This is a genomic window from Saliniradius amylolyticus (assembly GCF_003143555.1).
In the GTDB taxonomy this organism is placed as follows: Bacteria; Pseudomonadota; Gammaproteobacteria; order Enterobacterales; family Alteromonadaceae; genus Saliniradius; species Saliniradius amylolyticus.
The window spans coordinates 2,897,696-2,917,189 of sequence record NZ_CP029347.1 but is presented as its reverse complement, the minus strand read 5'-3'; the positions used below and the strand labels follow the sequence as shown (position 1 = coordinate 2,917,189).

The 19,494-nt window shown below is 52.2% G+C and carries 14 protein-coding genes; 8 read left to right on the top strand and 6 right to left on the bottom strand.

Features of this window, described 5'->3' with window-relative positions:
• Positions 1-3: 3 nt before the first annotated feature.
• On the bottom strand, positions 4-1,242 hold the full coding sequence (gene kynU, locus HMF8227_RS13575; protein WP_109340694.1) for a kynureninase: 1,239 nt from the start codon (positions 1,240-1,242) through the stop codon (positions 4-6).
• Between the two features lie 416 nt (positions 1,243-1,658).
• On the opposite strand from kynU, the gene HMF8227_RS13570 reads away from it, so the two are divergent.
• Both HMF8227_RS13570 and HMF8227_RS13565 read left to right on the top strand, forming a co-directional pair.
• The gene (locus HMF8227_RS13570) at positions 1,659-3,950 is read left to right on the top strand and encodes a TonB-dependent receptor (protein ID WP_162558614.1); all 2,292 of its coding nucleotides are present in this window, start codon (positions 1,659-1,661) and stop codon (positions 3,948-3,950) included.
• 214 nt (positions 3,951-4,164) lie between these two features.
• Positions 4,165-5,220: an alginate export family protein gene (locus HMF8227_RS13565; RefSeq protein WP_162558613.1), complete on the top strand. Its 1,056-nt coding sequence runs from the start codon at positions 4,165-4,167 to the stop codon at positions 5,218-5,220.
• 154 nt (positions 5,221-5,374) lie between these two features.
• Here the strand turns inward: HMF8227_RS13565 and HMF8227_RS13560 are convergent, their stop codons facing one another.
• Positions 5,375-6,295, bottom strand: a complete 921-nt coding sequence (locus HMF8227_RS13560) for an alpha-E domain-containing protein (RefSeq protein WP_109340691.1) — start codon at positions 6,293-6,295, stop codon at positions 5,375-5,377.
• Between the two features lie 5 nt (positions 6,296-6,300).
• Complete coding sequence (locus HMF8227_RS13555) at positions 6,301-7,752, bottom strand: circularly permuted type 2 ATP-grasp protein (RefSeq protein WP_109340690.1); 1,452 nt, start codon at positions 7,750-7,752, stop codon at positions 6,301-6,303.
• Positions 7,753-7,894: 142 nt separating this feature from the next.
• Here HMF8227_RS13555 and HMF8227_RS13550 point away from each other — a divergent pair, with 142 nt between their 5' ends.
• Positions 7,895-8,626 carry a proteasome-type protease gene (locus HMF8227_RS13550; protein ID WP_109340689.1) on the top strand — a complete coding sequence of 244 codons (732 nt, stop codon included), beginning with the start codon at positions 7,895-7,897 and terminating at the stop codon, positions 8,624-8,626.
• 16 nt (positions 8,627-8,642) lie between these two features.
• On the opposite strand, the gene HMF8227_RS13545 is transcribed toward HMF8227_RS13550, so the two are convergent.
• Complete coding sequence (locus tag HMF8227_RS13545; RefSeq protein ID WP_109340688.1) at positions 8,643-9,716, bottom strand: zinc-binding metallopeptidase family protein; 1,074 nt, start codon at positions 9,714-9,716, stop codon at positions 8,643-8,645.
• A 195-nt stretch (positions 9,717-9,911) separates the two neighbouring features.
• Here HMF8227_RS13545 and HMF8227_RS13540 point away from each other — a divergent pair, with 195 nt between their 5' ends.
• From HMF8227_RS13540 to HMF8227_RS13520, 5 genes are all read left to right on the top strand, one after another.
• Positions 9,912-10,493, top strand: coding sequence for an anthranilate synthase component II (locus tag HMF8227_RS13540; RefSeq protein WP_109340687.1), 582 nt, complete (start codon positions 9,912-9,914; stop codon positions 10,491-10,493).
• A 305-nt stretch (positions 10,494-10,798) separates the two neighbouring features.
• Positions 10,799-12,004 carry an aspartate aminotransferase family protein gene (locus tag HMF8227_RS13535; protein WP_109340686.1) on the top strand — a complete coding sequence of 402 codons (1,206 nt, stop codon included), beginning with the start codon at positions 10,799-10,801 and terminating at the stop codon, positions 12,002-12,004.
• A 27-nt stretch (positions 12,005-12,031) separates the two neighbouring features.
• On the top strand, positions 12,032-13,060 hold the full coding sequence (gene astA, locus HMF8227_RS13530; RefSeq protein WP_109340685.1) for an arginine N-succinyltransferase: 1,029 nt from the start codon (positions 12,032-12,034) through the stop codon (positions 13,058-13,060).
• Positions 13,060-14,532, top strand: coding sequence for a succinylglutamate-semialdehyde dehydrogenase (gene astD, locus HMF8227_RS13525; protein WP_204101102.1), 1,473 nt, complete (start codon positions 13,060-13,062; stop codon positions 14,530-14,532). Before astA ends, astD begins: the two co-directional genes overlap by 1 nt.
• 171 nt (positions 14,533-14,703) lie before the next feature.
• Positions 14,704-15,501, top strand: coding sequence for a DUF1338 domain-containing protein (locus HMF8227_RS13520; RefSeq protein ID WP_109340684.1), 798 nt, complete (start codon positions 14,704-14,706; stop codon positions 15,499-15,501).
• 80 nt (positions 15,502-15,581) lie between these two features.
• On the opposite strand, the gene HMF8227_RS13515 is transcribed toward HMF8227_RS13520, so the two are convergent.
• Both HMF8227_RS13515 and HMF8227_RS13510 read right to left on the bottom strand, forming a co-directional pair.
• Positions 15,582-16,937 carry a dicarboxylate/amino acid:cation symporter gene (locus HMF8227_RS13515; protein ID WP_109340683.1) on the bottom strand — a complete coding sequence of 452 codons (1,356 nt, stop codon included), beginning with the start codon at positions 16,935-16,937 and terminating at the stop codon, positions 15,582-15,584.
• Between the two features lie 156 nt (positions 16,938-17,093).
• On the bottom strand, positions 17,094-19,364 hold the full coding sequence (locus HMF8227_RS13510) for a TonB-dependent receptor (RefSeq protein WP_109340682.1): 2,271 nt from the start codon (positions 19,362-19,364) through the stop codon (positions 17,094-17,096).
• Positions 19,365-19,494: the final 130 nt, after the last annotated feature.

The following is a 19,494-nucleotide window of genomic DNA, read 5'->3' as shown; positions in this document are numbered from 1 at the left end:
GGTTTAGGTCACGGCGTGACGTTGATTAAACTCAGGCTGCTGCCAGCGCTGGCTCTGCATAATGTCTTTGAAGCGCTGCACAGCATGCCAGACATCCTCGTAACTGTTGTAGAGAGGCGCAAAACCAAATCGCAGTATGTCCGGTGCGCGAAAGTCGCCCACAACACCTGCTGCGATTAAGGCCTGTACAATCGGATAACCATGTTCATGGGCGAAGGCCACCTGACTGCCTCGCAGCTCAGGGTCTCTTGGGCTAACGAGCGAAAAACCATAGCCAGCGCATTCTTGCTCGACCAAGTCAATAAACAGTTGGGTTAACTTTTGCGATTTGGCTCTGAGTTGTTGCATATCGACCTGGCACATCAGATCGACACCGACCTCTGCAACCGCCAGACTCAGGATTCCCTGAGTACCGGTCAGTAACTGATTGATGCCTTGTCCGGCCTGATAGTCGCGTTTGAAATCGAAAGGAGCCTGGTGGCCCCACCAGCCGCTCAGAGGTTGCTCGACCTTGTTGTGGTGGCGTTTGGCCATAAAGATAAAGGCAGGGCTGCCTGGGCCACCATTGAGGTATTTATATGTGCAACCTACGGCAAGATCCGCATTAGCCTGGTTGAGATTGACCGGTAGGGCCCCGGCACTGTGGCACAGGTCCCAAATGACTATACAACCTTTACTCTGTGCGTGACGGGTTATGGCATCCATGTCTAGCTTCCGACCACTCTTATAATGCACTTGCGTCAAGCAAACAACCGCCACCGATTCATCAATGTTGTCATCAAACTCATGGTCTTCAGCAAAGCGTACTTCATAGTCATCCCCGAGTTGTTTCACCAGCCCTTGCACGATGTAATTGTTAGTAGGAAAGTTACTGCCCTCCAATAAAACGACTTTGCGGGATGGGTTGAGTTTGAGACCGCAGGCCACAGCTTTGTATAAGTTGATGCCCGTGGCGTCGGTACAAACAACCTCGCCCTGGCCAGCGCCGATTAGGCTGGCTATCTTGTCACCAATGCGCTGAGGCAGCGAGAACCATTGATGCTTGTTCCAACTTTGGATCAAGCTCTTGCCCCACTCATTTTCTACGACCTCGGCCGCTCGTTTCACGGCGGCTTTGGGCATTGCTCCGAGGGAGTTGCCGTCGAGATAGATTTCGCCGGTGTTTAAGGCGAACTTATCGCGCATATTGGCTAGGGGGTCCCATGTATCCAGTTTTCGCGCATGTTCAAGAGTTAGCGTCATAATCTCTACCTTTAGTTATTCCAGGGTGCCTGAGCACGATGGAGACATGTTAGAAATTTGTAAGAAGAGAAGAAAATAACAATAAAGCTAAGTGATATATAATTAAATATATATCGTGTCTGGCTAGGTATCTTATGAGTTGAATAGTAGGTGGGATAAATTAGGCCTTTAACGCTCTCGTGCCGTCATTAATGATGGGTGTCCTGAGTCAGAACGACGGTAGAAATCCGGTCATTGATGTACTGTGGGGGAGGTTGTCTGTGATGGTATGTTAATTTTATTATAGCAAAGCGTTAACAAACTATTTCTATTATATGATGGGCTCGCATAGGGTTGGTTGTACAACAAGTGTACAGGCTTGTTTAAACACAGGCCGCAGCATAAAAATCTCAACCCTAGCAGGGGAAGGAGCAATAATGAAACGCATCTCACCATCATTTAATCCAACTACACTAGCTTTGAGCTTGGCGGTGGCATTGTCCACTGGTGCTTATGCACAGCAAGCTGACACGAACCAGGAAGGCCAGGCAAAAGCGGTTGAAACCATCGAGGTTACCGCTCGCCACAAAGTCGAAAGTTTGCAAGAAACGCCCATTGCCATCTCGGCGTTTAGTGGAAGTGATTTGGAAGCCGCTAAAATTGATCAGCTCAGCGGTATTGCTGAACGGGTACCTGGCTTTCAGATGAATGTATACAATGCTGCTGAACCTGAATTGTTTATGCGCGGGATTGGTAGCGATATTGAGAGTGCGGGTGCTGGTGCGGCGGTAGGGGTCTATGTGGACGGTGTCTACATCTCCCGAGGAGTGGCTGCAGCGACTGACTTGTTTGATTTAGCCAGCATTGAAGTATTGCGTGGCCCGCAAGGAACACTCTACGGTAAAAATGTGGTTGGTGGTGCGATTAACTTCATTACCAAGAAACCTTCATTAGGACCTGCTGAAGGGCGTTTGCAAGCAACTGTGGGCAATTATGGGCTGATAGAAGCCAAAGGTTATGTCAATGGCAGTGTTGCGGATGATGTGGGCGGTAAGTTGGCCTTTAGCATGGTTGACCGTGATGGCTTCGGTAAGAATGTTTACACCGGTAATGACGCCGACACCTTGCAGCGTTACAGTGCCCGAGGACAGTTGTTGTTTACCCCTTCTGACGATCTAGAAGTGCTACTCAGCGCGGATATTTCGAAGTCTGACTCAGTGCCGACCGTGCGTCATATTAGCTATAGTGCCGGCCGTAACCAGCCCTTTATCAGTCCGGATCCGCGTCATGCAAACAACCAGTTTGATGGTTACGAGGATGCTGATGTAGCAGGACTGAGTGCTAAAGTTGACTATGATCTGGGGAATGTGGTTCTAACCTCCATCACCGCTTACCGTGCCAATGAATTCAGTTTCTTTGAAAACGCGGCCGCGGGCTTTGTGGATACCAGTGTCTTTTTCGACCCGTGGGGCGATCCGGCCAATAACACTGTTGAAGACGACGATGCTGTCGCTGCATTGCAGGTCGATGACATGTGGTATCAGAACAAAAATGAAGAATCGTCACAGTTCAGTCAGGAGTTAAGATTAGCCGGTCAAGGTGAGCAATATGACTGGCAAGTAGGCGCCTACTACATGCGACAAGATATTGAGCGTGACGAGACCGTGGATTACTGGTTTCATACGCCCTGGGGTACGACAACGGGGCAACTCTATAACGAAACTGAGAGTGTGAACGACAGTTACGCTGTGTTTGGTCAGTTCAGTTACAACTTCAACGAACAATGGCGAATGACCGCCGGTCTGCGCTGGAGCGAAGATCGCAAGGATTTCCGCTCATTTGCCACAGGGCGCCGTTTCGACAACTGGGATAATATGCATGCGGACCTCGCCGGCAACCGAGTGGACAGTTATGATGTGACGGTAGATAACTCCTGGGACGCCTGGACCCCGAGCCTCGTCGTCGATTACAAAGCCGCGGATGACCTCTTCTTTTACTACAGTATCGCCAAAGGCTATAAAGCGGGCGGCTTTAATGGTGAAGGGCCGGAAAGTGCCCAAGAAGCTATCCTGCCATTCGCGCCTGAGTTTGCCCTAAATAACGAGTTGGGTGTCAAGTCTCAGTTTTGGGATGACAGGGTGCGTTTGAACGCCGCACTGTTTTTTACTCAATATACTGATTTGCAGACCCCTGTTTGGGTAGAAACTGGCGCAAATACTCCGGATGACCTGGAAGTGCGCAATGGTAGCGGTGAGGCAAACGGCTTTGAGGTGGAGTTTACCGCTTTATTGACCGATAACCTGACTCTGTCGGGGAGTTATGGCTTCATTGATGCTGAATTTACCGAGTCCTTCCAGGTGGACGGCAATGACCTGAACGGCAATCGTATGCGCCGCACGCCGGAGAATACCTTCAATATTGTTGCTCAATATGACTGGGAAACAGACGTCGGCTACTGGTCAGCGCGCGCGGATTATCAATACCAGGACGAGTATTTCTTTGATAACGACAATAACCCGCTAACTAAAGTGGACTCCGAAAAAACGTTCAACGCCAGCATTAATTTCACCACCTCTGATGATGTCTGGAGTGTGCAGCTATGGGCTAAAAACCTGACTGACGAGGAAAATATTGCCTCAACCACAGTCTACGCCGCTTGGGATGATACGGTTTTTTCATCGCTCAAGGCCCCACGTACCTATGGTGTGACCGCTTCTTATCGTTTCTAGGCAAGAAAACGTAGTTTAAAAAAGTCGGTTCGCCGGCTTTTTTTATTCTTTGTGAGCAGACGTGACTGTGGGGTGAAGGTAGTTGCGGATTATTTGGTTAGTTTCATTGGCTTTTGGGCTGATAAGCAACACAGAAGTTCAAGCTCAAGTTCATTGGCTTCCATGGGATGCGAGAAGTTCGATCAATCAGCACTGGTCGTACGGTGGGGAGGTGGTGCATCAGCTGCTTCACCGAAATATTGATAGTGAGCATCGGCAAGGGAGCTATAAGGAACTCAAATTCGGCTTGGCTTATCAGTATCCAGATTCACGCTTCTTAAGTCATACCAGTTTGCGTTGGAATCAGCGAGACAGTGATGACAACCCGGTAAAAGATCGCTTTTTGGGCTTGGAGCGGGGCTACCTCGCTTACACGGATGAACAAGGTCGCCCTTTGATTCAAGTGGGACGCGAGTATTATGAAGATGATCGAGGGTTTGTGTTTCACGATGGGATAGACGGCATCCATGTAAATCAGTATTGGCAAACGTCATGGGGGCAGTGGCATTGGCGGACGATTATCGGACAGCAGTGGCACTGGACACCTAACTGGTTAGAGGTGACATCCGGGCAGGATAGTCAGCTGGCCTATACCGGCCTGAAGCTCGTTCAGGATAACAGAGAATGGCAGATCTATGGGCTGCACCGGGAGAGTGAGCAGCAGCGGATCAGCGTAGGACTCCGAAGCAGCGGAAATCTGGCGAGTACGACGAGTTACTATTGGCTGGAAGCTGTTCTTCAGTCTGGTCGAGACAGGCAGTCCCGAACCGTATTTGCCTGGGGGTTCGACTTTGGCCTTGTCCAGCCTGTCACTCCACGGTTATTTGCGATTGGCGGATACGCCGTGGGTTCGGGCGGTGAAGACGACGAGCAACAGCGAACTTTTGAGCAGTCTGGCTTGAATATTAATACTGGATGGTTGGGGGAGGGGGGGGCCAAGCTTAAGTATTATGGCGAGATTTTAAAGCCCCAACTGAGTAATATTCGTATTGCCACTCTGGGTGGGCGCTACCAACTCCATCGAAAGGCAACGGCTGAACTCCTATGGCATAAGTATCGCAGTTACACCGGAGCCGCTGATAGCCCCGATATTGGGGAGGCATGGGATATGATCATCAATTACGAGCCCTTTGATGGTCTTAAGCTGGAGTTTAATCTGGCTCGCTATCAACCCGCGAGAACCGGTGCGGCTCAACATCTGGCTTATACGGAACTGCGCTATCATTTTTAACCTCCAGGTGTAATCGCCTTTCTTCAATGGGCGTCCCCGGGAACCGTTTTATTCATTCAGGCAGGCGGACAGAGTTCGACCCGTGGCGCTGAAAATCCATCTGTAACCTTGCACAGATGGAATTTTCATCCGCAACGGCAGGCGAGCTAATCCTCTAAAAATAACTGGCCTGGATATGACCGCCAACTTCGCCCAGGCCCAGTTGCATATCGTCGATAAATTCGTGCAGCTTGGTTTGTTTCAGTGCCTGAGGTTTTGCGTCTAATAAGCGGCTTTGCAAAGACGCGACGCTCTCGACAGACTCCTCATGGGCCGGCAGGGTTTGCAATAACAGCTCGATCTGTTCCAGCGAATGATTCAGCGAGCGCGGGAATCTGGGTTCCAAAAGCAGGAAGCGAAGCACATCCGCACGGGTAATCCGTATGCGCATCTCACGGCGATACATTTGGTAGGCCGACAGTGACTTCAGGACTCCCATCCATTGGATGTTCTCAAACGCTGATGCGGAATGACTGACTTCTTGAAGCAAGTTAGCGGAACGCACATCGATGATGCGAGTGGTCATATCGGCACGCTCCAGATTGCGGCCTAAACTCAGAAAGGCGTAGCCCTCGTCGTGGGTCATGGTGCCAGAAAGCATACCGGTAATGGTTTGATTCCCCCGGATGATACGGATCAGCGATTCATAACGGTGCCGGTGAGTCAGTACTGACTGACAATGCTCTTTGGCACTCAGGTAGAGGTCGTTAATTTGCTCCCAGGACTCACGGGGCATGACTTCGCGAATGGTGCGGGCGTTTTCTCGCGCCATGGTCAGCGACTGCATAATGGAGCCGGGGTTACGGTTATCCGTAACCATGTATTTGACCACACTGCGCTCGTCCGCCTGGTCATAAAACTGGTAGAAGTGATCCGGAGCAGACAGAATATCGATGATCGGCTCCCAGCCCAGTTTGACCGTTTTGGGCAAATCTAACAGTAAATGTGAATTCACGTTGACGACGCGAGCGGTATTTTCGGCGCGTTCCAGATAACGCGCCATCCAGAATAGATTGTTGGCAACTCTTGATAACATAACGATTAAGACTCCCGTTCCACGATCCAGGTATCCTTACTGCCTCCCCCCTGGGATGAATTCACCACGATAGAGCCCTTGCGCAGCGCAACGCGAGTCAGGCCGCCCATGGTCACCTGCACATCGCGACCACTGAGGATAAAGGGACGCAGATCCAGGTGGCGGGGCTCGGCTTTATTACCAATTAGCGTGGGCGCCGTGGACAGGTTCAGCATCGGCTGGGCAATGTAATTGCGAGGGTCGCGCTTCAACAGGCGGCGGAACTTGTCGCATTCTTCCTGACTGGCATGCGGGCCAATCAACATGCCGTATCCGCCAGACTCATTGGCGGGTTTTACTACCAGTTTCTCAATATTCTCCAGTACATAATCCCGATCTTCTTTCACAAAACACTTGTAGGTGGGCACATTGTCGATGCCGGGCTCTTCATTCAGGTAGTAGCGGATGATCTCGGGCACAAAGGCGTACACCACCTTATCGTCAGCCACTCCTGAGCCCGGGGCATTGGCCAGTGCAACCTTGCCGGCCTTCCAGGCGCGCATCAGTCCGGGGACACCGAGTAATGACTCAGGGTTAAAGGCTTCCGGGTCCATAAAATGGTCGTCAATACGCCGGTAGATCACATCCACGCGGGCGGGCCCCTCGATGGTGCGCATATAGACCACATCGTCGTTATCCACGAACAGGTCCGAACCTTCCACTAGCTCGGCGCCCATCTGCTGAGCCAGGTAGGCATGTTCGAAGTAGGCCGAGTTATAAATGCCCGGCGTCAGTACCACGATTTCCGGCTGTTCGATATCGCGCGGTGATAATTGGGACAGGGTGTCGTAAAGCTGGGAGGGGTAATCATCCACCGGCAGAATATTGTACTGCTCGAACATCTGTGGAAATACCCGTTTCATCACATGCCGGTTTTCCAGCATGTAAGAGACCCCAGAGGGCACGCGCAGATTATCTTCCAGTACATAGACCTTACCCTCGCCATCACGGACCAGATCCGAGCCACAGATATGGGCCCAGATGCCCAGAGGCGGCCGCACATTGCGGCACTGAGGCAGGAAATTTTTGGATTTTTCCAGCAGATCGGCGGGGAAGACGCCATCCTTGATGATGTTCTGCTCGTTATAGAGATCGTCGATAAAGGCGTTCAATGCCTTGACCCGCTGTTTCAGACCGCGTTCAACCTGCTGCCATTCGAGGCTGTCAATAACGCGCGGAATGATGTCAAAAGGCCAGGCCCGGTCGATGGAGCCTTCTTCTTCATGGTAGACACGAAAGCTGATGCCCATCACATGGATAGCCGACTCGGCCGCCGCCTTAAACTCCTCCAGGTCTTTATCCTGTAAACCGCGCAGATAGTCGCACAGTGTGTTGGCTGCGGGCCTTGGTTTACCGGCGGCGCGTATCAACTCGTCGTACAATCCAGTGACCTTGTAGCTGCCCCAACGTATTGCCATGAATCGGTGCTCCTTATGTTTTTAGTCATACTAAGGATTGGCAACAGTCGTGGATAATGCAAAAAAGATTGTGTTTTCAGTACGGTTGTACCCACAATGGAATACAGAATCAGTGTTTAATGGATAGGAGTGGAGAGTAGCGATGAGCTATTGTCTGGCTATTAATGTGAACCGGGGGCTGGTGTTTGCGTCGGACTCGCGCACCAATGCCGGGGTGGACTATGTTGCAACCTACAGCAAGATGCACCGCTTTGTCTGGCCGGGGGAGCGGGTCTGTGTGATCCTTACCGCTGGCAGCCTGGCGACCTCCCAAGCCGTATTGCACGCCATCCAGTCGGATCTGGAGAATCCTGACGCTGAGTTTGATTTGCGAGCGGGTGAGCATTTACATCAGGTTGCCAGCTACATTGGGCGGCTGAGTCAGGCTGAGCAGCAGCTCCATGCGCCGGCCCTGGAAAGAAGTCAGTCCAGTGCTGAGGCAAGTTTTATTCTGGGCGGGCAGACCGCAGACGGGCCCTGTGAGCTCTATATGATCTATCCGCAGGGCAATTACATCAGTGCCTCTGAAGATACGCCTTATCTGCAAATCGGCGAGAACAAATACGGTAAACCCATTCTGGATCGCATCATTACCCCCACTACGAGCCTGGAAGATGCGGGCCGGTGTGCTCTGGTGTCTCTGGATTCGACCATTCGTAGTAACATCAGTGTCGGTCCGCCAGTGGAGCTGGCGATGTATCAGGAAGGGGCGCTGGAGGCCCCTTATCATACTAAACTGACGCCCTTCAGTCCGATGTATAAGTCGACCCAGAAACAGTGGAACGAGGGACTGCGTCAGACCTTTTCGCATTTACCCCGGTTTGACTGGGAGTAATCGGGAGATCATTCCCTCAGGACTGACCGATCACCTCGTGGACAAATTTCAGTTTTTCTATGGCTAATGAAGACAGAGTAAAGGGGTAAGCGTCTTCCAGACCCATGCTGCGATTAAGGGCATTGAGTCCGGTGGTGAGTCTTAGCCAGTCGGACATAAGCCGCTCAAAGTGCTTGTCACTGGCCTTATCATTACGTTGAGGGTAGCGGTGCAGGGGGTTAGTCAGGCTCTTTTGCGAGACGCTGAAGTTGTAATCACTGGCGGTCTCCAGCGTATCGACCATATGCAGGTAATGAGCCCAGGTCTCCGCCCAGTCTTCCCATGGGTGCATACTGGCGTAGGCGCTGACCCACACGTTCTGCCAGTTTGTTGCGGGCCCGTTGTCATAATAGGATTGAAGAGACTGGCGGTAATCGAGTCGTTCATCGCCAAAGTGGTCCCGGAAGCCTTGCAGACAGTCTCGGTTCGCAACCAAACGATCCCAGTAGTAATGGCCAGACTCATGACGTAAATGGCCCAGCAGGGTGCGGTAATTTTCATTCATCTCCTCCCGCATGGCCATTCGTGAGCTGTGCTTGGCCTCTTTCAAATTCAGCGTAATAATACCGCCGCTGTGGCCCGTAGTTACCAGGTTCTTTACGGTTAACTCATTACCAAAAATATCCTGAGTCTCATCCTCCAGAAACTCGAAAGCGAGCCCGTTTTGGGGATCTTCCTGACGGGAATAGATTGGCAAATCCAGTTTTGAAAGCGTATACAGCAGGCGCCGCTTAGCCTGCTCCATGCGAAACCAGAGGGTTAGATTTTCTGAGCGGTTCAGGTTCGGAATGGTCGTCGTCAGGCGGCATGAAGCACAGTAAGCACTTGGGTCCGTGTCTGGGATCATCCAGTTGCATATGTCATATTGAGTATCGTTTAGGCAGCGCCGGTAAGGCCTTCCATTGCTTGCAGTGTAGGTATTACCTTCCGATTCGTTTAAGGACGAGACGACCTGGTCGTCCGGTAAATACCCTAATCGTCGCCAGCAACGTACGCATTGGGTATTGGCGAAATGCAATTTGTTACCACATTCACAAAGAAAGGTTTGCATAGGCGTTTTAGGGAGATCCTTATAGTTAGCGACTTTTTCATCATGTTGTAATCCAGTGTAGAAGGCAATCAACCCTTTGTAATTTTACCCAGGACAAACGTTGCGACGTGAAAGCACGAGTTTCAGTTATGGCTCTGCCCGAAACTCGGGTAGTATGTCTGGCTTTCGATATCCGGTTTCTGACTCATCGTCTCTATGATGTTATTGATTGATAACTATGACTCTTTTACCTTCAACCTGGCGAGATACTTTCGAGAGTTAGGGGAAGACGTTCAGGTTGTGCGCAATGACGCGATTACATTACCTGAGATAGCCCATCTGCAACCCGACCGCCTGGTCATCTCCCCCGGCCCTTGTTCCCCCGATGAGGCCGGCATCAGCCTGTCAGCCATTGAACATTTTGCCGGTCGCCTGCCAATCCTCGGTGTCTGTCTGGGTTATCAAGCCATGGGGCAGGTGTTTGGTGCTAAAGTGGTGCGGGCCCGGCAGGTGATGCACGGCAAAACTTCTGAGGTGTTTCATCAGGCTAATCCTCTGTTTGAAGGCATCGCTTCACCCTTTACCGCTACCCGGTATCACTCGCTGGTTCTGGCGCCAGACTCTTTACCGGACGAGATAGAGGTTCTGGCTTGGACCCAAAACGAGGAAGCGCTGGATGAAATCATGGCGATTCGTCATCGTCAGCTGCCAATGTTTGGGGTTCAGTTTCATCCAGAGTCCGTTCTGACTCAGTCGGGCCATCAGATCCTAAAAAACTTCCTGACATTGACCACCTGAAGGACGATAAATCGGTTCCGACCTGGCATTTGTCAGTAAAAAGTAAAATTTTTTTTTAAATATTCATGCAGTCGTGGGTGCAACTCGGCGCGTCCTGGTTAACAATACAGCGGTCTGGGTGGGCAAGGGTCCGCCTAAAGACACTCCTTAATAGTTATTCAGTATTCCTGCAAAGCTAGCCTCAGGCCTTGAAAATCAAGGCCTTCGTCGCTTCCGTGAGGGAGACAAAGGGGGCAGATTTTGGGATAATACCGTCCATTTTCCGCCGCTCGGTGCGGCAAAAAGCATAGATCGAGGTAAGACAAATGAAGGTGACCCGCGAATTATTTAGTGACGTAATGGTACCCAACTACAACCCGGCCAAGATGATCCCTGTGAAGGGCAAAGGCTCTCGGGTTTGGGATCAGGATGACAACGAATATGTAGATTTTGCTGGCGGTATCGCCGTGAATGTATTGGGTCATTGCCACCCTGAGTTGGTGGGCGCGCTGAAAGAACAAGGTGAGAAACTGTGGCATCTGAGTAATGTCTGGACCAATGAGCCGGCACTGCGCCTGGCCAAAAAGCTTACCGACCTGACCTTTGCCGATCGGGTTTACTATGCTAACTCCGGCGCCGAGGCCAACGAAGCGGCCCTGAAGCTGGCTCGACGCTGGGCACTGGATCATCATGGTGAGCAAAAGAACCAGATTATTTCGTTCAAGAAAGGCTTCCACGGCCGTACCTTCTTCACCGTAACTGTGGGTGGCCAGGAAGCCTACTCAGAAGGCTTTGGACCTAAGCCAGGTGCAGTAGAGCACGCCGAATATAATGATTTAGAGAGCCTGAAAGCGCTGATGTCCGATAACACGTGTGCGGTAATGATGGAGCCCCTGCAAGGTGAAGGCGGCATCATCGAGCCCACCGATGAGTTTGTTAAGGGCGTGCGCGAGCTGTGTGACCAGCACAATGCGCTATTAATCTTTGACGAAGTGCAATCTGGCGTAGGCCGTACCGGCAAGCTGTACGCCTACATGAATCTGGGTGTGACCCCAGACATTCTGACCACGGCCAAATCTCTGGGCGGCGGTTTCCCAGTGGGCGCCATGCTGACCAAGGCTGATATTGCCGAAAGCCTGAAGCCCGGGACCCACGGCAGCACCTATGGCGGTAATCCGCTGGCCTGTGCTATTGCTGAAAAGGTGCTGGATGTGGTGAACACTCCTGAGGTGCTGGACGGTGTTAAACAAAAAGAGCAGTTATTCCGCGACGGTATCAAGGCCATTAATGACAAATACAATGTGTTCTCTGAAGTTCGTGGTCAGGGCATGTTGCTGGGCTGCGCTTTAAATGATGAGTATCAGGGGCGTGCCCGCGACTTCCTGATGGCGTCAAACGATCAGCAACTGATGGTGCTGGTGGCCGGTGCCAACGTGGTGCGCTTTGCGCCATCGTTGATCATTCCGGATGAAGACATTCGCGAAGGTCTGGCTCGCTTTGAGCGCGCTGTCGCTGCCGTTGTTAACGGCTAATCCATTGTTAACGGGGAGCAAGCTACCATGATGGTCATTCGTCCGATCCGTTCCAGTGATTATGAATCTCTGCACAATATCGCGGTAGAGTCCGGCATAGGGTTCACCTCCTTGCCGGTCAATGAGGAGTTATTGCGCAACAAGATCGCCGGCTCAGAAGAGGCGTTTAACAGTGATGTGAATGGGCCGGGTGACGAAAGCTATCTGTTTGTCATGGAAGACACCCGCAATGGCGATGTAGTGGGCACCAGCGGTATCCAGGCTGCGGTGGGGCTGGACGATGCCTTCTACCACTACCATGTGGGCAAGGTGGCACATGCTTCCCGTGAACTGAATATCTACAATTTGGTGGATATTCTGACCTTCTGTAACGATTACACCGGAGTGACCGAGGTCTGCACCCTGTTTTTGAGTGAACGGGCCCGTTTTGCCAGCAATGGTCGTTTTCTTTCCAAGTTCCGTTTCCTGTTCATTAAGGAGCATGCGGAGCGTTTTTCGGATACAGTGATCGCCGAGATGCGTGGTGTTTCCGATGAAAACGGTAATTCACCATTCTGGGAGTGGCTGGAGGAGCACTTTTTCTCCATGGACTTCCCTACGGCGGATTATCTGACCGGTATCGGACAGAAGGTGTTTATCGCCGAGTTGATGCCCAAGTATCCGATCTATGTCAGCCTGCTAAGCAAAGAGGCTCAGGCGGTGATCGGTAAGGTGCACGACAAAACGCGTCCGGCACTGCGACTACTGGAGTCTGAAGGCTTCCGCAGTCGTGGTTATGTGGATATATTCGACGCGGGCCCCACGGTGGAGGCCAATGTTGAGCATATTAAGAGTGCCCGTAACAGCCTGAAACTGCCGGTTAAAGTCGGTCAGCCTGATGACAAGGCGGAAAAACAGATGGTGATCAACACCAGCATTAGCGACATGCGCGGAGTGGTTACTCAAGTGCAGGTGGATGAAGAGGTTGCCGTGATCAGTGGTGAAGCGGCCGAGGCTTTGGGTATCGGTGAGGGCGACTCAATTCGCTTTGCGCCCATAACGAATAAGGGTAAATGATTATGACACAAGCACATTTTATTGACGGCACTTGGCATGAAGGCCAGGGCCACGATGTTAAGTCGGTGGATCCGGCGAAAAACGAAGTCATTTGGCAGGCCAGATCGGCCACGCCGGAACAGGTGGATGCAGCAGTAAAGGCTGCGCGTAACGCTTTCTTAGAGTGGAGCGATAAGAGCTTTGAAGACCGCCTGGCGGTATGTAAGCGTTTCGCGGATCTGCTCAGTGAAAACAAAGACGCTCTGGCACTGACCATGGCTCGTGAAACCGGCAAGCCGCTCTGGGAAACGGCCACTGAAGTCGCGGCCATGATCGGTAAGGTGGGTATTTCTGAGCGCGCTTTCCATGAGCGCACTGGCACGGTGGAAAACCCTATGCCAGCGGGTAAGGCCTTTGTGCGCCACAAGCCGCACGGTGTAGTGGCCGTTTTCGGCCCCTATAACTTCCCCGGCCACCTGCCCAATGGTCACATTGTACCGGCTTTGTTGGCTGGCAATACGGTGATCTTCAAGCCTAGCGAATTAACGCCCAAGGTAGCAGAGCACACGTTGCAGTTGTGGGAGCAGGCAGGTTTGCCCAAAGGCGTGCTGAATATGGTTCAGGGTGAAGTGGAAACCGGTAAGGCTCTGGCCGGGCATCAGGACATCGATGGCCTGTTCTTTACCGGCAGTTCGCGCACCGGCAAGCTGTTACATGAGCAGTTTGGCGGCCACCCCGGCAAAATTCTGGCGCTGGAAATGGGCGGTAACAATCCACTGATCGTCAAAGATGCTGCTGAGGTGGATGCTGTCGTTCACGACATCGTGCAGTCGGCCTACCTGACCTCTGGTCAGCGTTGCACCTGCGCACGCCGTCTGTTTATCGAAGAGGGCGAGAAGGGCGATGCTATTCTGGCGCGTCTGGTTGAGGTGACGAAGAATATTTTGGTGGATGCCTACGATGCCGACCCTCAACCCTTTATGGGGTCCATGATCTCTGCTCAGGCGGCAGCCGGCATGGTTAAAGCTCAGCAACAATTACAGCAGCTGGGCGCTGAATCGTTGGTTGAGATGGAGCAGAAAGACCCAGAATTAGGTTTTGTAACCCCCGGTATCATCGATGTAACGTCAATTTTGGATAAGATGCCCGATGAGGAACACTTCGGTCCTCTGCTGAAGGTGATCCGTTACAGCGACTTCGATAAGGCCATTGATGAGGCGAACAACACCGCTTACGGACTGTCGGCTGGTCTGATCTGTGATGATGAAGCGACCTACCGTCACTTCTTTAAACGCATCCGCGCCGGCATTGTAAATTGGAACCGCAACATCACTGGCGCCAGCAGTGCGGCACCCTTTGGTGGCATCGGTGATAGCGGCAACCACCGCCCCAGCGCTTATTTTGCCGCGGATTACTGTTCTTACCCGGTGGCTTCCGTGGAACTGGAGAAGCCCACGTTACCGGATAATTTTCAGCCCGGCCTGAAATTTTGATGTAAGTCAAAACACGGGTTAGAAACGGCGACTTAGGTCGCCGTTTTTTTATGGGCACCTATAAATTCCCTTTGGCTGTCTTATAATGGCGTCTTCCCAGGGGCTTTACCCATATGATTAGCGAGCCACCTGGTGTAAATTCTTTCCCTAAAGCAAACAACGAGAGCCAAGATGCATACCAACATTGATACCCTATTTGAAAATCTGTGGCAGGATTATGTGGCCATTACTCCATCCGCTAAAAAAGTCCATGAACTTCTGGGTGGTGGCGAAGAACTGATCAACGACCATGTTGCCTTCCGTACCTTCAATATTGAGAAGGTGAACCTGGAAAAACTGGCGGCGCACTTCCGTGCACTGGGCTATGAAGAAAAAGGCCAGTACGACTTTGAGCAGAAGAAGCTCAAGGCTAAGCATTTTGAGCACCCGAACGACGATCAACCCAAGGTATTTATCAGCGAGTTGCTGGTGGAAGAGTTCTCCGATGAGGTGCAAGCCATCATCCGCAAGATGGTGGATGAAGTGCCAGATGGTGCCACCGACGCTGATAACTTCCTATACTCCGGTACCTACTGGAGCGTGACGACTGAAGAATATGAGCGTTTGTTGGAAGAGTCGGAGTACGCCGCCTGGATGTCAGCCTGGGGCTATCGCGCCAATCATTTCACTGTCAGTGTGGATAAACTGAAAGGCTACGAGGATCTGGCGGCAGTGAATGAAGCACTGAAACAAGCCGGCTTTACTCTGAATACCTCCGGCGGCGAGATCAAAGGTGGCCCAGAAGTTTATCTGGCTCAGTCTTCTACCATGGCGGATAAGTTTAAGGTCAGCTTTAAAGATGCTGACAAGGAAATCCCCAGCTGTTTCTATGAGTTTGCTCAGCGTTATACTCTGCCTAACGGTAAGACTTACACAGGCTTTGTAGCGGCTTCAGCGGACAAGATTTTCGAAAGCACCAACGCCAAGTAAATCCAGAGCGTTTACTCCCAATAACGAGAACGCCTGTTGTCACCTAGTGGCAACAGGCGTTTTTTTAAGTTATGCCGCATTCAGTCTTCCCCAGCCTGTGATTCCAGCCTGGCGATGGGGACACGCCTTGAACGGTTAACGAACTCTACCGTCGTGCAGGAAACGATGTCGCCCAAAACATTGACCGCGGTACGGCACATATCCAAAATCCGATCCACGCCCAGAATCAGAGCAACACCAGCGGCGGGAATGCCCACCCCTTCCAATACCATACTTAGAATGATGATCCCGGCACCCGGCGTGGCGGGAGAGCCAATGGAGGCGGCCACGGCCATGGTGACAATAAACAGGTAGCTTGTGAGGCTGAGCTCAACGCCAAAGACCTGGGCCAGAAACACCGTGGCGATGCCCTGGTACAGCGCCGTGCCGGTCATATTGATGGTGGCGCCTAAGGGAATCAGGAAGCGGGCGATCTCCGGCTGCACACGAAGCTTGTTCTCGGCCACATCCAGGCTAATGGGCATGACGGCGGCGGAGCTGCTGGTAGAAAAGGCCAGTAGGAGCAGCTCTCTCACATGAGCTAAGAATTGTCTGACCGGGCCTTGCCAGGTGAACTTGGCGACCACGATATACAGACAGCCCAGCAGAAGGATACCTAGTAAGACGGTTAGCACATAGACCAGCATTCCTCCGAGGACCTCAATTCCCAGATTCGCAACCAGCTTGGTAATAAGGCCAAACACAGCCAAGGGAGCCAGTAACATGGCCCAGGATACGATACGAAGACTGACCTCCTGCAAGGCCCCTAAAAGCTCAAACAGGGGCTTGGACTGTTGGGCAGGGATGGATAACAGTGCAGCCCCCAGTACGGCGGCAAACAGAATCACCTGTAACATCTCCCCTGATGCCATGGAGGCTAAGGGGTTTTTCGGGATTAATGCGGATACCTTATCCGGTAAATCGGCTAAGCCGGGGAAACTGCTTGCGGAACTCGTTAACGGGGCAATGTCTGTATTGACCAGCAGCTCGGCATTGATGTAGTGACCCGGCTGGATATTTAATGCCAGGATAATCCCCAGTGCGGCGGCCAGAGCAGTAGACAAAAAAATAAAACCGATGGCGATGACGCCATTTTTCTTCAGGGCTTCGGGGTTATTGTTGGCGGCAAGACCTCGCACCACGGACGCCAGTACTAATGGCACTACGATCATCTGAATGATGGCCAAAAATAACTGGCCGGGCAGAGCCAGCCAGGCAGTAATGATGGAAACCGTACCTGAGGGAACCCAGCCCAAATCCGGTCCTAAAGCAATTCCAAGAACAACGCCCAATAACAAGGCCAACAAGACCTTAAGCCACAGTCGACCTTTAATAAGTCGATCGAATTGCTGGGTCAGTTCGACCAGCGGTTGTAAAAACAGTGGCAGCCGGCGCATCATCACTCCTTTTTGAACGAGTCAGCGCCAGTGTAGTTAAGGGTTGGTCAGGTTACCAAGCTAATCCCTACCGACTTGATCCATCTCATCTCGATAAAGCGTGGTTGCTTTGCGAGGCATACCGGGGCATGGAAGGCCCCGGTGACAGGCAATGTCTTAGAAGCTGGCCCGGACACCCAGGCTGATTGAGCGGCCAGGCCTTGGAGCCACATCCTTGATAAAGGAATTGTGGACCCGGGCCTCTTCATCGGTCAGGTTGTCCCCTTTGATGAAGAAGGTCATATCGGCAAAATCATTTTGCAGGTAATAGTTCACACTGGCCGATACCAGCGTGTAGCCATCAGTATGAGTCTCGAAGGGGGCGACTCTATCCTGCTTGCTGTAGCGCACCGCGCCTAGTTCTCCATGCCAGCTGCCGTACTCAAAGTGTGCCGTGGCACCTAGGCGTAGCGGCGGGATCCTGGGGACATTGTCGCCACTATCCAGCTCGGCGCGCGTATAATCGCTGAAGAAGTCCATGCGCCAGTGTGCGTTTAGGTGCCAGTCCAGCTCAGCCTCAAAGCCATAGAGATCCGCATCCTGCTGGGCGTAGAGGAACACAGGCAGGTCGGCACCGTGATCAATATGTCCCTCTTCACCGTCGTGTTCATCGGCGTGCTCGCCCTCATGCTCATCATCGCCGTGTAATTCACCGTCCGAGATAAACAGCCCAGTATCCTGCTGGAAGATATAGTCATCCACCTGGTTATAGAACAAGCTGATGGCGGCAGTGAAGTGGTCGCCTCGATGTCGGTAGGTCAGGTCTAGGTTGCTCGCGGTTTCCTTGTTCATCTCCGTTTCGGACTGCTCAAGGTGATATTCTTTCCCTTCCTGATGAATCTCAAAACCGCCACCAATTTCAAAGGTGCCGGTGCCAATATGAGGGCCGTTTGAGAAAATTTCTGCAGCTGAAGGCGCTCGCTCGGAACGGGCGAAATTGGCCGACAGACTGCGATTATCATCCAGTTGCCAGACCGCACCCACAGAAAAGCTGCTGACGGTGTAATCGGCCTGCTCGAAGTGAACGTTGCCGTGTTCTTCTTCAGCGTGGCCCTCTTCGTGGTCATGGTGGTCCATCGAAAAAAAGGCATTATCAGGCTGATGGCTGACTTGCTCCACGCGCGCGCCAAGTTGCCACAGAAGACTGCCTACGGCTTTTTCTTCTAATACAAACAGAGCCTGTGTTTCGGTGTCGGTTGCCGGGGTAAAGGCTTCTTCACCAACGGCCGCGAAATCACTCTGTTTATAATGCAGGCCCCAGGCGCCTTGCCAGCCTGCAATGGCCTTATGCTCCAGCCACAGACGTGACTCTAGGGTGTCGTTCTCGAAAGTAGTGCCGACGGCACCGTTTTCGATCTCGCTGTGCTGGTAATCGGTATAGCCGTTATGCCAGTGCACTGAGTCGATAAACTCACCAAGCTGATACCAATCGCCTACGGCCTGGATGCGGTCTTGCTTCATGCGCGCAAACACCGATTCTTCTTCCCCATGGTCGTCGTCGTTATTAAGTTCTTCGTCGGCGTGAGCTTCTTCTTCATGGGCATGACTGTGGCCAGGGATACCATAATCGTTTTCCAGTCGGCCATAAGAAAAGGCCAGTCGCTGCTCGTCGTTAATCCAGCCAGCACCCAGTGTCACGCCCTGGGCATCAATGAAGGAGTTCTCCAACCGACCATTAAAAGTCTCTTGCTCACTAGGCGTCTCGTCATGGCCGGCCTCGTCATGGTGTGTGCCTTCGTCTTCCGCGGGCACCGGGATCTTATAATCATTGGTCTGGCGGTCAAAAGCATCGGCGTGCCAGACAAACTCACCGGCCCCGCCGTTAATATCGGCAGAGACGGTCCTCTCGTTGGAGACATCGTCGTATAAAGCAGTCATCTCACCGTTTAGACCGGATTGTTGTTGCTGAGGCAGGCGATTGTCCACCACATTCACTACCCCGCCGATGGCGCCGCTGCCATAAAGCAAGGTTGCCGGGCCGCGCAGCACTTCAACCTGAGTAGCCGTGGAGGCTTCGGTTGCTACCGCGTGATCCGGGCCAACGCGCGAGGCGTCGGAGGCATCCAGACCGTTTTGCACCACCTTAATGCGAGGGCCGTCCAGACCCCGAATCACCGGGCTACTGGATACCGGGCCAAAGTAGGAGCTATGCACGCCGGGTGTGGTATTCAGGGTTTCCCCCAGGGTGGCGGCGAGGTTTTGATCCAGCTCTTCACCACTTAATACGGACACCGGGGTAGCGGTTTCCAGAGCTGTGCGTTTGAGCGGTGTGGCCTTGATGATAAGGGTTTCCACATTATGCTCATCACGTTGAGTGGGCTTGTCCTGGGCTATGCTGTATGAGCTGGCCAGGGCCAACATGATGGGTGACAGTTGTTTAAAAGTCATGGTGGTTCGCTATCGCTATGAGTTAATGCATAAATGTTATTGTGATAATATAACATATCTAACTCGTTGAGCGTCAATATCGTCCGAAAGAAAAAATTCTGCGATAAGCGGTAGTCGGATTACCCACAGC